This window comes from Streptomyces sp. NPDC054887, from assembly GCF_053610585.1.
In genome coordinates, this window is the sequence record NZ_JBSGYQ010000110.1 from 1 (window position 1) to 13,216 (window position 13,216).

A 13,216-nucleotide genomic window follows, 5' to 3' on the forward strand; every position below is an offset into this window, starting at 1 on the left:
CACCGGAATTCCGGTGCGGGGGCGCCCTTTTCCCGTACTCCTCCTCGCAGGGCTGCGGGGAGGGCAGCACAGGGCGTACGACGTTCGCGGCCGCGAGCAGCAGCGGTTACTTCACCGCGCCGGCCATGACGCCGGAGACGAACTGGCGCTGGAAGGCGAAGAAGACGATCAGGGGGATGATCATCGAGATGAAGGCGCCGGGCGCCAGGATGTCGATGTTGTTGCCGAACTGGCGTACCTGGCGCTGGAGGGCCACCGTGATCGGCGGGTTGGCCGAGTCGGCGAAGATCAGTGCGACCAGCATGTCGTTCCAGACCCACAGGAACTGGAAGATGCCGAGCGAGGCGATGGCCGGACCGCCCAACGGCAGCACCACGCGGGTGAACAGCCGGATCTCGCCCGCCCCGTCGAGCCGCGCCGCCTCCAGGAGTTCTCTGGGGATCTCCGCGAAGAAGTTGCGCAGCAGGAAGATGGCGAACGGCAGGCCGAAGGCCACGTGGAAGAGGACCACGCCCGCCGTGGTCTCGAAGATGCCGATCTTGCCGAAGAGTTCGGACACCGGAACGAGGGCCACCTGCACCGGCACCACCAGCAGACCCACGACCACCAGGAACCACCAGTCGCGGCCGGGGAAGTCCATCCACGCGAACGCGTAGCCCGCCAGCGAGCCGATCACCACGACCAGGACGGTCGACGGGACGGTGATCATGATCGTGCTGAGCAGGGAGTCGACGATGGTGCTGTTGTCGAGGAGATTGGCGTAGTTGTCGAGGGTGAGCTCGGAGGGCGCGGTGAAGACCTTCCACCAGCCCGTCTCCGCGATGTCGGTGGGACCGCGCAGCGACGAGAACAGCAGGCCGATCGTCGGCATCAGCCAGAACAGCGCCACCAGGACGAGGAAGAAGCCCACCGCGCCGCCGCTCGCGCGGGCCGCGATCCGCGCCCCGAGGGACCGCCGGGGCCGTTCTGGGCCCTGGCCGGCCGGTGCGGTGGCGGGTGTGGGGGCCGTGGTGGTCATCGGCGGCTCTCCTTTCGCATCCTGCGGATGTTGAAGAGCATCACCGGGACGACCAGCAGCAGGAGCAGGACGGCGATGGCGCTGCCGACGCCCGGGTCCGCGTCCGTGCCGAACGACGAACGGTAGAGCTGGAGCGCCAGCACGTTCGCGTCGTCCTGGGACGATCCCGGCGCGATGATGAACACCAGGTCGAAGATCTTCAGTACGTTGATCATCAGCGTGACCAGTACGACGGCGAGGACGGGCGCCAGCAGCGGGACCGTGACCCGGCGGAACACCTGCCACTCGTTGGCGCCGTCGACGCGGGCCGCCTCCAGGAGCTCACGCGGCAGACCCGCGAGTCCGGCCGCGATCAGGACCATCGCGAAACCGGCCCACATCCAGACGTAGCTGCCGATGATGGCGGGGGTCACCAGGTTGGGGCCGAGCCAGTCGACGCCGTTGTACGGCTCGCGGAAGTTCGACGCCGGGAAGCGGAGTGCGGCTCCGTCCGCATCGGCCGAGAGGGTGAACGTGCCGTTCGCTCCGGCCGTGGCCGAGTCGACGACCTTGCCGTCCTTGACGGCCTCGATCTTGATCCCCTTGAGGCCGAGTTCCTCGGCGTCGATCGAGTTCGGCCTGCCGCCGCCGCCCTTGGTGAAGTCGAGCCACGCGGTGCCGGTGACCTTGTCCGGCGCGGTCCGGGCGGGCGCCGCGATCTCGGCGTCGCCCGGCATCTTGGCGGGCGGTACGCCGACCAGCGGCAGCAGGACCTGCTCGCCCGCCCGGACCGGCTGCTTGGTGACGAAGGAGCCGCCGCCGCCCGCTTCCAGCGGATGGACCGGCAGGGGGCGGGCCTTCGGATAGCCGGCCGACTCGGAGAACATGTCGTGGACGCTGACCGCGACCGCGTTCGCGACCCCGCGCTCCGGATTCTGCTCGTACACCAGGCGGAAGATGATGCCCGCGGCGAGCATCGAGATCGCCATCGGCATGAAGACCAGCAGTTTGAACGCGGTGCCCCAGCGGACGCGTTCGGTGAGTACCGCGAATATCAGGCCCAGCGCGGTCGAGACGGCGGGGGCCACCACCACCCAGATCGCGTTGTTCTTGACGGCCGTCAGGATGGTGTCGTCGGTGAAGATCTCGACGAAGTTGTCGAGCCCGGCGAAGCTGTCGCCCGACTTGTCGAAGAAGCTCCGGTAGACCGAGTACCCGATCGGGTAGACCACGAGCGCGCCGAGCAGCACCAGGGCGGGCAGCAGGAAGCCGGCCGCCATTAACCTGCGGGTGCCGGTCACGCTCTTGCGTGTGCCGTGTCCGGCGGGGGGCGGCGTGACCTTCGCGGCGCCCCCCGCGGTCGCTGACGTCATCGCGTCAACCCGTCAGCTCTTGTACGCCTTGGCCGCGTCGGACTCCAGCCGCTGCTGGGTCCCCGCGATGTCCTTCGGGTTCTTCAGGAAGTCCTGGAGCGCCTTCCACTCGCCCTTGCCCGGCGTGCCGCCGAACGACTGCGGAGCCTGGTCCGACATGTCGAAGCGGAAGTCGTCACCCGCCGCGATCAGCGCCTTCGCGATGTCCCGCTGCACGTCATTGGGGTACGCGGCCACGTCCAGCGACTTGTTCGGCGACACGAACCCGCCCGCCCCGGCCCAGATCTTCGCCGCGTCCGTCGACGCCAGGAACGTCAGCAGCGCCTTCGCGCTTTTCGTGTCCTTGAGCGCCACGGCCGCGTCGCCGCCGGTCACGACGGGCGACTCGGAGCCGACCGCCGGGAACGGGAACACCTTGGCGTCCGTGCCGATCTTCGCCTTCGTCTGCGCGATGTTGACCGCGACGAAGTCACCCTCGAAGACCATCGCGGCCTTCGGGTCCTCGGCGAACGTCTGGGTGACGGACGCGGGGAACTCCGTCTGGAGGGCCCCGTCCTGCCCACCCGCGATGAGCTCCTTCTTGCCGAACAGCTCGGCCAGCGTCGTCAGCGCGTCCTTGACGGACGGGTCCGTCCACTTGATCTCGTGCTTGGCGAGCTGGTCGTACTTCTCGGGACCCGCCTGGGAGAGGTAGATGTTCTCGAACCAGTCGGTGAGGGTCCAGCCGTCCGCGCCGCCCACCGAAACCGGCGTGACACCGGAGGCGGAGATCGTCTCCGCCGTGGTCAGGAAGTCCTTCCAGGTCTTCGGCTCCTCGGCGCCCGCGTCCTCGAACACCTGGGCGTTGTACCAGACCAGCGACTTGTTGGCGGCCTTGAAGTACACGCCGTACTGCTTGCCGTCGACGGCGCCGATGTCCTTCCAGCCCTGCGAGTAGTTCTTGTCCAGCTGCGCCTGCGTCGCCGCGTCGACGGGCTTCGCCCACTTGCGCTGGACGGCCTGCTGGAGCGCCCCGACCTGCGGCAGCATCGCCACGTCCGGCGGCGCGCCACCGGCGATCTTCGTGCCGAGGAAGTTCACGATCGGGTCCTGGGCCGGTACGAAGGTGACCTTCGCGCCCGTGCGCTTCTCGAACTCGTCCAGGACCTTGGTGAAGTTCTCCTGCTCCGGGCCCGTCCAGACGGCGGCGACCTGGACCTCCTCGCCGTCCAGCTTCGGCAGTTCCACGGAGGAGGGCTGGGTGGTGGCCCCGCTGCCCTCGTTCCCCTTGTCCTTGTCCTTGTCACCGCCGCAGGCGGTGAGGACGAGGGTGCTCGCGGCGATCATCGCCAGCGCGGCCCTTCGAGCCCCGCGACCCCGGTGTGTACGAAGAGTTGTGCGCATCACTGCCCCGTCTCTCCTGTGCGCGTACGGACCGGCGCAGCCCCTGGAGATCCGCTGGCGCCGATGCCGGTCTAGCTGTCCCGTGGTCAGTCCTACGCCCGGCGGTCGGCCCGGGCAATAGTGCCTTCCGTGTCAACCGGGTGATCGTGATGGGCTCGTGACGTCGAGTCAGCCTTCCAGGGGGGCGCCGAGGGGCGGCAGCGGGGTCGCGTTGACCGTGCGGGCGGCGCGGTCCAGGGCGCTGGCCAGCAGGGCGAGGTCGGTCGGCCCGTTGCCGAGCTCGCGCACCGGGCGGCGGGCCGGCGGATCGCCCATCCGCTCCCACTCCAGGGGCACGACCGTGGGACGCAGGGTCGCCGTGCGCGGAATCCGGCCGGTCACCCGGCCGGACTGGAACGGGGTCGCCGGGGGTTCCGCATCCGCTCCCGCTCCGCCGGAGCCGTCCGCGGCGGGCCGGTGGAGCAGCCTGCCGCGTCCGGGCGCGGGCGCGTCGGGGGCGGGCGCCGACGGCGGGGCGTCCAGCACCACGCGCAGCCGCGCGCCGCGCGCCAGCTCCGTGTCGGCCGTACGGTCGGGCCTGGCGGACGTCGCCACCAGGTGTACGCCGAGCCGCTCGCCCTCCCGGGCCACGGCTTCCAGCGCCCGTACGACGGAACCGGCCGCCGGCCTGCCCGTACTGCCGAGGGCGGGCGCCACCAGCGCGTCCAGGTCGTCGACCAGGACGACGAGGCGGGGCAGCGGCGACGGCGCGGTGTCGGCGCGGGCCTGGCGCTCCCGGGAGGTCGTGGTCCGCAGGCGCAGGGTGCCGCTGGGAGGCGAGTCCAGGTCACCGTTCTGCTCGGCGGCGCTGGGCCCGCGCTGGCCGATCATCCGGCCCGACACCTCCTGGCGCGTGTGCCACTCCGCGAAGCCCAGAGTGCCCAGCAGCTCGTGACGGCGCTTCAGCTCCGCGCCCAGGGCCTGGGCGAACTCCCGCATGCGGACGGGGTCGGACGCCACCAGGTGGGTGGAGACGTGCGGGAGTTCCGTGCAGGCGCGCAGGCCCTCGCCGCGTTCGCCGCCCGCGCCGTCGACCAGGACGAGGCCCAGACGGTCGGGGCGCGCCGCCGCCGCGAGCGACGCCGCCACGGAGCGCAGCAGCTCGGTGCGGCCGCTGCCCGCCGGGCCCTCGATCAGCAGGTGCGGTCCCTCGGCGGTCAGGTCCACGCACAGCGGGCCGCGCGGGCCCGCGCCGAGCACCGCCCAGGCGCGGGTGGCGCCGGGGGCCTGGCCGTCGTCGGCGGCCGCCGCCCAGCGGGCCATCAGGGAGGCGGGGGTGGCCCTGGCCAGGCCCAGCTCGTCCAGAAGACGGGAGGTGGCAGGGAGGGGGGTGGTTCGGGTGGGGTGGGTGGTGCGGGCGCTGTGGGGTGCGGTGGCGGGATGGGCCGCCGGGGCGTGGCCGTCCGCGCGCAGGGGGGCCAGCGCTCGTGCGAAGCGGTCGGCCCAGGCCGCGGAGACCGCGTCCACCGTGGCCAGCGTGCCGTGGCCCGCCGGTTCGCCGCCGGCCGTGCGCAGCAGGCGGAGTGCGGTGGCCACATCGCCGCTGAGCAGGCCCACGGCCCCGCAGGCGCGGAACGCGGGCGACGCGGCGCAGGCGGCCTCGTACGTCGCGGCGACGGGGGAGAGCGGTGAGGCGGCGGGGGTCTCGGCCAGGCAGATGAGATGGATGCCGGACGCCGCTCCGGTCGCGGCCAGCCGGGCGGTCGACTCGCGCAGCGCGGCGGGGCCGGGGTCGCCGTCCAGGACCACGACGGTGTACGGGCCGCCGTGCGGGCTCTGCGGCTCTTCGTCCTCCGTACGGCGGACCAGCTCCGCGATGCGCGCCGTCGCCTGGTCCCGGTCGTACGCGAGGAGCAGGCGGCAGTCCTGGCCGTGGGCGGGACGCAGGTGCGGCAGCCAGCCCAGCCAGGCCCACTCGGCGGTGCGGTCCCGCAGTGGCCTCGACCGGTCCGTGCTGATCAGCACGATCTCCAGGTCGGCCGGGGCGTGCAGTGCGGCCAGCTGGGCCACGGCGGACCGCGCGAGTCCGGCCAGGCGGTCGCGGGGGCCGGCCAGGCCCAGCGAGCCGACCTCGCGCAGGCCCACGGTCACGGGCACGGCCGCGAGCGGGCGGCCGCCGTCGGGGGCGGGGCGGTCGGCGGTGCCGAGGCGCAGGGCCAGGGCTTCGGGGTGGGCGGGGGTGCGCTCCCAGAGGCGGGGGCCGGGGCCGAGGGCGGTGAGCAGGAGGGTGGCGGGGTCGGGCCAGGCGTTCGGGTGGGCGTGCGGGTGCGCTTGGGGGTGGGTGTGGGCTTGGGCTGTGGAGTGGGCTTGGGAGTGGGCGTCCGGCCGGGCTTGGGGGACGTGGTGTGCCGGGGGCATGCCGAGGGGGGTGGCCTCGGCGGGGGCGTACTCGTCTAGGGCGGTGGTGCGGGCGCCGGTGAGGCGGCGGGCCCAGGCCCCTATGCCGCCTCGGCGGGGGGCGGGGGGTGCCGTCGGCTGGTCGGGGCGCGCTGCGGTGTCGGGGCGCTGGGCGGTCGGCGGCCCGGGGTGCGGGGACTCCTGGTGCGGGACGCCGGGGTGGGCGGGGCCCTGGTGCGGGGGTGCCGAGTGCGGCGGGGTCTGGTGCGCGCCCTGGTGCGGGCCATGGTGCGGGGGCTCCGGGGTCGGGGCCGCGTCGGGGCGTCTCCTCGGGTGCCGAACGTTCGGGTACTCGGACTGTTCGGGCGTGTTGCGTTCGGCACCCTGCGGGGAGCGCCCCGACACGTCCCCTCCCGCCACTGCGGCGGGTGAACCGGGAGTGGGGTGGGAGTGGCCCGGTGCGTGTCCTGCTGACGGTGTGGCCGCCGCCGGTGTGGAGTGTGTCGTGGTGCCTGCCGCCGGTGTGGGGGTGGGGGGGATGTGGGCCGAGACTCTGCGGCCCGCTCGTACGGGTGGTGGGGGAGTGGGGGGTTCGCCGGGGGAAGGCAGGCGTAGGTGGCCCTCGCCGTCGGGGGTGGTGCGGAGCTGCGGGGCGGGGGTGTCCTGGGCCAGGCGGAGGGCTGATTCGCCTACGCGCAGGAGGGCGCCGGGAGGGAAGGGGACGGCGGCGGCCGTGAGGGTCTCGCCGTTCAGGGAGGTGCCGTTCGTGGAGTTCAGGTCCGCCACGGTGACCCGGCCGTCCTGGGCCAGCGTCACCGCGCAGTGCAGCCGTGACACGTCCGGGTCGTTCAGCGGGACGTCCGCCTCCGCCGAGCGGCCGACGCGGATCTGGCCGCCGTGGAGCAGGTGGACGCCGCCCGCGTCCGGGCCCGCCACCACGTGGAGCCGGGCCGGGGCGTCGGGCGCCGCGTCGGAGTCGGGTGCGGGCACGTGGAGGGACAGCACCGCGCCGTCGACCAGGGGCGGCTCGCCCAGCGCCGTGCGCTGGGCGTCGAGCCGGTCCCGGCCGGCGTAGACCACGACGGCGCCCGTGGTCTCCGGCGCCGAGCCGGGACCGGACACCGCGGCGGCCAGGCCTGAGGCGACCGCGGCCAGCGCGGTCCCCGCCGGTGCGGTGACGAGCACGTCGCACACGCGCCCGGGGGCCTGGGGGCCCTCGGGGGCACGCGCGCTCTGCGCGCGCGGCGCGAGGACGGTCAGCCGGATCTGCATCGCGTCAGCGGTCCCTTCTGCGCGAAGTGCCCGGCAGGGGTGCCGCCCTGTGATTCCCCCCACCCGGCACGGACGCGTCGTCCGGTACAGGTCGGCACGCAGCGCGGGGCTCCCGACCCCACAGTCCGTGCTCCAGGCATCCTCGCACCTGCCACTGACAACACGCCCGGCGGCCACCTCCAAGTGATCTTGAATGGTCGGCTGTGGGCGTAAAAGTGCAGGGTTGGACATATGCGGTGCGCACGTTCGGCAACCATCGGCGCCGCGAGCGCGTCTACCCTCGGTACGCGGCCCCGGTGGGAGGCGGGCGGGCGGCACTACAGTGGACCGGAACCACGGGCCGCGCGCCCGGGAGCACTCAGGACCACGAGGACACGAGCAGCAGGGAGCGCATGACGTGCGGCCGGTCGGCAGTAAATACCTGCTCGAGGAGCCGCTCGGGCGCGGCGCCACGGGCACCGTCTGGCGAGCCCGCCAGCGTGAGACCGCGGGTGCCGAGGCGGCCGTGGCCGGCCAGCCCGGCGAGACCGTGGCGATCAAGGTCCTCAAGGAGGAGCTCGCCAACGACGCCGACGTGGTGATGCGCTTCCTGCGCGAGCGGTCCGTGCTGCTGCGCCTCACGCATCCCAACATCGTGCGCACCCGGGACCTGGTGGTCGAGGGCGATCTGCTCGCCCTGGTGATGGACCTGGTGGACGGGCCCGACCTGCACCGCTACCTCCGGGAGAACGGTCCGTTCTCGCCGGTCGCCGCCTCCCTGCTCACCGCGCAGATCGCGGACGCCCTCGCCGCCAGTCACGCCGACGGCGTCGTCCACCGCGACCTCAAGCCCGCGAACGTGCTGCTCGACGAGCGCGACGGCCAGATGCACCCGATGCTCACCGACTTCGGCATCGCGCGCCTCGCCGACTCCCCGGGCCTGACCCGTACGCACGAGTTCGTCGGCACGCCGGCCTACGTCGCCCCGGAGTCGGCCGAGGGCCGCCCGCAGACGTCGGCCGTCGACATCTACGGCGCCGGCATCCTGCTGTACGAGCTGGTCACCGGACGCCCGCCGTTCGCGGGGGTCACGGCGCTCGAGGTGCTGCACCGGCACCTGAGCGAGGAGCCCCGCCGCCCCACCACCGTTCCCGAGCCGCTGTGGACGGTCATAGAGCGCTGCCTGCGCAAGGAACCGGACGAGCGGCCCAGCGCCGAGAACCTCGCCCGCGCCCTGCGCACCGTCGCCGCCGGCGTCGGCGTGCACTCGTCGTCCGCGCAGGTCGAGGCCGCCATGGGCGTCGGCGCCCTGCTCGCCCCCGACCCGTCCCCGGCGCCGGTCCCCGGTGTGCCCGGCGCCGCGGACCCCACCCAGGTGCTGCCGAGCAACGCCGGCTCGTACGACCCGGCCGCCGCGACCAGCGTCCTGCCGTCCACCGGGGCGCCGCAGTACGGAGCGGCGGACCCGACCGCCGTCATGCCGCCCGTGCCGCCGCGTCCCGACGGCGCATCCGGCGGCCCGGGCCCCGAGGACCCGCACCCCTGGCAGAACCAGCTGCGGGCCGCGCGCGACCGCAACGAGCAGACGCAGGTCCAGTACCTCGACCCGAGCCAGGATCCGCTGCGCCGCCGCCCCCAGCGCCAGCCGCAGCAGCAGCCTCCGCAGCAGGAGCCCCCGCAGCGCCGGCAGCCGCAGCGTCAGCAGCCGCAGCGTCAGCAGCAGCCGCAGCGGTACGCCCCGCCGCAGCACCAGCAGCCCCAGCCGCCGCCCCCGCAGCAGCGGTACGCGCCGCCGCCGCAGCAGCCGGCCCCGCCGGCCCCGCGACCGCCGCGCGAGCCCCGTGAGCCGCGCCGCCGCAGCGCCAACCCGATGCGGATCCCGGGTCTCGGCTGCCTCAAGGGCTGCCTCTTCACGCTCGTCCTGCTGTTCGTGGGGGCCTGGCTGATCTGGGAGTTCTCCGGACTCCAGGAGTGGATCGGCACCACGAAGGGCTTCTTCGCGCAGATCGGCGACTGGATCGACAGCATCTCGAAGTTCGTCGAGGACCTCACCAGTTCCACGGGCTCCAACGCCGCGTAGCGGGCCGAGTACGTTGATTTGTCGACTTCTGGGGGTGGATTTCGCCCCCAGAAGTCGAGGTTGACGCCGTACGCGGCACCGGACGGCCTCCCACCCGCGTAGCCTCGGGGCGACCGTCAGCCGCTGAGGGAGCAGTCTTGGCACGGAAAATCGGCAGCCGGTACACGGCCCACCAGATCCTTGGACGGGGCAGCGCCGGCACGGTGTGGCTCGGTGACGGACCCGAGGGGCCCGTCGCCATCAAGCTCCTGCGTGAGGACCTCGCGTCCGACCAGGAACTCGTCGGACGCTTCGTCCAGGAGCGCACCGCGCTGCTCGGACTCGACCACCCCCGCGTCGTCGGCGTGCGCGACCTCGTGGTCGACGGGACCGATCTCGCGCTGGTCATGGACCTGGTGCGCGGCACGGACCTGCGGACCCGGCTCGACCGCGAGCGCCGCCTGGCGCCCGAGGCGGCCGTCGCCATCGCCGCGGACGTCGCCGACGGACTCGCCGCCGCCCACGCGGCCGGCGTCGTGCACCGCGACGTGAAGCCCGAGAACATCCTGCTCGACATGGAGGGCCCGCTCGGCCCCGGCGGCGCGCACCCCGCGCTGCTGACCGACTTCGGCGTCGCCAAGCTCATCGACACCCCCCGCCGCACCCGCGCCACGAAGATCATCGGCACGCCGGACTACCTCGCCCCCGAGATCGTCGAGGGCCTGCCGCCCCGCGCCGCCGTCGACATCTACGCCCTCGCGACGGTCCTGTACGAGCTGCTCGCGGGCTTCACGCCGTTCGGCGGCGGCCACCCCGGCGCCGTACTGCGCCGCCACGTCACCGAGACCGTCGTCCCCCTGCCCGGCATCCCCGAGGAGCTGTGGCAGCTCCTCGTCCAGTGCCTGGCGAAGGCCCCGGCGTCCCGCCTGCGCGCCTCCGAGCTCTCCGCCCGGCTGCGCGACCAGCTTCCGGTCCTCGCCGGCATGCCGCCGCTGGACGTGGACGAGCCGGGCGCGGAGGACGAGGAGGCGGCGTACCCGGCGTACGACGAACCGCAGGCTCTCGCGGGCGACGAGCCGCGCCGCCGCGGCGCCGTCCCGCTGGTGCCGGGCTCGGCCCCCGACTCCAGCCGCGACACGCACACGAGCATGCGTGTCCCGGCCCCCGACGAACTGGCCGGCGGGGCGCGCGGCACGGCGCGCGCCCCCCGGGCGGCGGGCCAGCGCCGCCCCGGGTCGGCCCGCAACAAGCCCGAGGCCGTACGCAGGCGCCGGCTCCTCCTCGGCGGGACCGCGGTGCTGGTGGCGGCCGCGATAGGGGTGGGCGGCTGGCTCGCGGCGACGGAGGACGGCGCCGACGGGGCCCCGCGCGACACCGAGCAGTCGTCACCCGCGCAGCCGTAGCCCGCGGGGGTGACGAGACGCTCTCCCGGGCGAGGGGAACGTACGGCCGCCCAGCCGTTACGCTGGACCCGTGGCAGTCGTCGATGTATCCGAAGAGCTCAAGTCCCTCTCCTCGACCATGGGGTCGATCGAGGCCGTCCTGGACCTCGACAGGATGAGGGCCGATATCGCCGTGCTCGAGGAGCAGGCCGCGGCCCCGTCCCTGTGGGACGACCCCGAGGCCGCGCAGAAGATCACGAGCAAGCTCTCCCACCTCCAGGCCGAGCTGCGCAAGACCGAGGCGCTCCGCAGCCGCATCGACGATCTCTCGGTGCTCTTCGAGCTCGCCGAGATGGAGGACGACGCCGACACCCTCGTGGAGGCGGAGGCCGAGCTGATCTCCGTCCGCAAGGCGCTGGACGAGATGGAAGTACGGACGCTCCTGTCCGGCAAGTACGACGAGCGCGAGGCTCTCGTCAACATCCGCGCCGAGGCCGGCGGCGTCGACGCGTCCGACTTCGCCGAGCGGCTGATGCGCATGTACCTGCGCTGGGCCGAGCGCCACAACTACGCCACCGAGGTCTACGAGACGTCGTACGCGGAAGAGGCCGGCATCAAGTCCGCCACCTTCGTCGTCAAGGCGCCGTACGCGTACGGAACGCTCTCCGTGGAGCAGGGCACGCACCGCCTCGTCCGCATCTCGCCGTTCGACAACCAGGGCCGCCGCCAGACCTCCTTCGCGGGCGTCGAGGTGCTGCCGGTCGTCGAGAAGACCGACCACATCGAGATCGACGAGTCCGAGCTGCGGGTCGACGTCTACCGCGCCTCCGGTCCGGGCGGCCAGGGCGTCAACACCACGGACTCCGCGGTCCGTCTGACGCACGTGCCCACCGGCATCGTCGTCTCCTGCCAGAACGAGCGCTCGCAGATCCAGAACAAGGCGAGCGCCATGAACGTCCTCCAGGCGAAGCTCCTCGAGCGCCGCCGCCAGGAGGAGCAGGCGCTGATGGACTCGCTCAAGGGCGACGGCGGCAACTCCTGGGGCAACCAGATGCGTTCGTACGTCCTGCACCCCTACCAGATGGTCAAGGATCTGCGTACGGAGTTCGAGGTCGGCAACCCGCAGGCGGTTCTCGACGGTGAGATCGACGGCTTCCTGGAAGCCGGAATTCGCTGGCGCAAGCAGCAGGAGAAGTAAACTCGCTTTGTCGACACAGTAACTGCCGCCCACGAGGCGGCAGTTGCGTTTTCTGTCACAGTCGTATGCTCGTACGACGGGCAAGTGCCTTCAATACGGACATCGCGCCCGCAATGACCTTGACGCTCCCTTTAAAAGTGGCAAAGCTGACGCGCGGCATGCGTATCTCTGGGGCGTGTGCGACGGGGGGAGAATTTCAAACCCCCATGGTCCGGCGCCCCTTGCGCTGCTCCACTGACGAATTCAGCTACTGGGGGTAGCAGCCAGATGACCAAGAAGACGCGGATCCGCGTTGCGCGTATAGCAGCCGGTGCGGTGATCGCCGCCGGTGCTTCGCTGACCGCCGCGGGCGCCGCTTCGGCCGTCGGTATCGGCGTCGACGTGGCCGGCCTCAGCGCCGACGCCAGCGTCGACCAGGAGGGCGTCGACATCTCCCTCGCCGCCGACCCGGCGGACCCGGCCGACCCGGCCGACCCGGCGGACCCGGCCGACCCGGCCGACCCCGCGGACCCGGCCGACCCGACCGACCCGACCGACCCCGTGGACCCGCTGGACCCGACGGACCCCGTCGACCCGTCGGACCCCACGGACCCGACCGACCCGACCGATCCGACGGACCCGACGGACCCGACCGACCCCACGGACCCGACGGACCCGTCGGACCCGACCGACCCCGTGGACCCGTCGGACCCCACGGACCCGACCGACCCGGTGGACCCGTCGGACCCGACCGACCCGACCGACCCCTCTGACCCGACCGACCCCGGCGGCAACGGCGGCAACGGCAACGGTGGCAACGGGAACGGCGGCAACGGCGGTAACGGCGGTGACGGCGGCAACGGCAACGGTGGCGGCGGCAACGGCGGCACCGACGGCGGCACCGACGGTGGCGCCGTGACCGGCGGCAGCGACGACGGTGGCTCCGACGGCGACGCCGGCACCTGCACCCTCGACGTCGACGGCGCCGAGTGCGAGGACAACACCGACACCGACAGCGCCGGCTCCAAGCCGGTCGAGCAGGGCAAGGCCAAGGAGGAGCTCGCCGAGACGGGCGCCGCCGAGACCTCGTTCCTGCTGATCGGTGCCGCGACGATGATCGCCGGCGGCATCGGCTTCCGCATGCTGCCGCGCCTGGTCAGCGGCCGTACGGTCGCCTGAACCGCTTAGGCGTGCAAGAGGGGCCCGGAGCGCACTGAG

General features: G+C 73.2%; 8 protein-coding genes. 4 read left to right on the top strand and 4 right to left on the bottom strand.

Annotation, left to right across the window (positions count from 1 at the left end; all coding sequences use genetic code 11):
* Positions 1-106: 106 nt before the first annotated feature.
* The 4 genes from ACWGH0_RS33510 to ACWGH0_RS33525 all read right to left on the bottom strand — a co-directional run bounded on the left by ACWGH0_RS33510 (position 107) and on the right by ACWGH0_RS33525 (position 7,401).
* Positions 107-1,018, bottom strand: a complete 912-nt coding sequence (locus ACWGH0_RS33510) for a carbohydrate ABC transporter permease (RefSeq protein ID WP_453408045.1) — start codon at positions 1,016-1,018, stop codon at positions 107-109.
* Positions 1,015-2,370, bottom strand: coding sequence for a carbohydrate ABC transporter permease (locus ACWGH0_RS33515; protein ID WP_453408046.1), 1,356 nt, complete (start codon positions 2,368-2,370; stop codon positions 1,015-1,017). The genes ACWGH0_RS33510 and ACWGH0_RS33515 overlap by 4 nt, the downstream gene beginning before the upstream one ends.
* A gap of 12 nt (positions 2,371-2,382) precedes the next feature.
* Entirely contained in the window at positions 2,383-3,753 is a 1,371-nt protein-coding gene (locus tag ACWGH0_RS33520) for an ABC transporter substrate-binding protein (protein WP_453408047.1), read from the bottom strand.
* A gap of 168 nt (positions 3,754-3,921) precedes the next feature.
* Positions 3,922-7,401 (bottom strand): FtsK/SpoIIIE domain-containing protein, encoded by a 3,480-nt coding sequence (locus tag ACWGH0_RS33525; protein ID WP_453408048.1) that lies wholly within the window; start codon positions 7,399-7,401, stop codon positions 3,922-3,924.
* 397 nt (positions 7,402-7,798) lie between these two features.
* Here ACWGH0_RS33525 and ACWGH0_RS33530 point away from each other — a divergent pair, with 397 nt between their 5' ends.
* From ACWGH0_RS33530 to ACWGH0_RS33545, 4 genes are all read left to right on the top strand, one after another.
* On the top strand, positions 7,799-9,460 hold the full coding sequence (locus tag ACWGH0_RS33530) for a protein kinase domain-containing protein (RefSeq protein ID WP_453408049.1): 1,662 nt from the start codon (positions 7,799-7,801) through the stop codon (positions 9,458-9,460).
* Positions 9,461-9,597: 137 nt separating this feature from the next.
* Entirely contained in the window at positions 9,598-10,842 is a 1,245-nt protein-coding gene (locus tag ACWGH0_RS33535; protein ID WP_453408050.1) for a serine/threonine-protein kinase, read from the top strand.
* Positions 10,843-10,912: 70 nt separating this feature from the next.
* A complete protein-coding gene (gene prfB / locus ACWGH0_RS33540; RefSeq protein ID WP_069928547.1) occupies positions 10,913-12,019 on the top strand; it encodes a peptide chain release factor 2 in 1,107 nt (368 codons plus the stop codon).
* Between the two features lie 267 nt (positions 12,020-12,286).
* Entirely contained in the window at positions 12,287-13,177 is an 891-nt protein-coding gene (locus ACWGH0_RS33545; protein ID WP_453408051.1) for an LPXTG cell wall anchor domain-containing protein, read from the top strand.
* Positions 13,178-13,216: the final 39 nt, after the last annotated feature.

Excerpts from the sequence above, each read along its gene's own strand:
- ACWGH0_RS33525 (WP_453408048.1), bottom strand. The coding sequence starts at position 7,401 with ATGCAGATCCGGCTGACCGTCCTCGCGCCGCGCGCGCAGAGCGCGCGT.
- ACWGH0_RS33515 (WP_453408046.1), bottom strand. The coding sequence starts at position 2,370 with ATGACGTCAGCGACCGCGGGGGGCGCCGCGAAGGTCACGCCGCCCCCC.
- ACWGH0_RS33520 (WP_453408047.1), bottom strand. The coding sequence starts at position 3,753 with ATGCGCACAACTCTTCGTACACACCGGGGTCGCGGGGCTCGAAGGGCC.
- ACWGH0_RS33510 (WP_453408045.1), bottom strand. The coding sequence starts at position 1,018 with ATGACCACCACGGCCCCCACACCCGCCACCGCACCGGCCGGCCAGGGC.
- ACWGH0_RS33545 (WP_453408051.1), top strand. The coding sequence starts at position 12,287 with ATGACCAAGAAGACGCGGATCCGCGTTGCGCGTATAGCAGCCGGTGCG.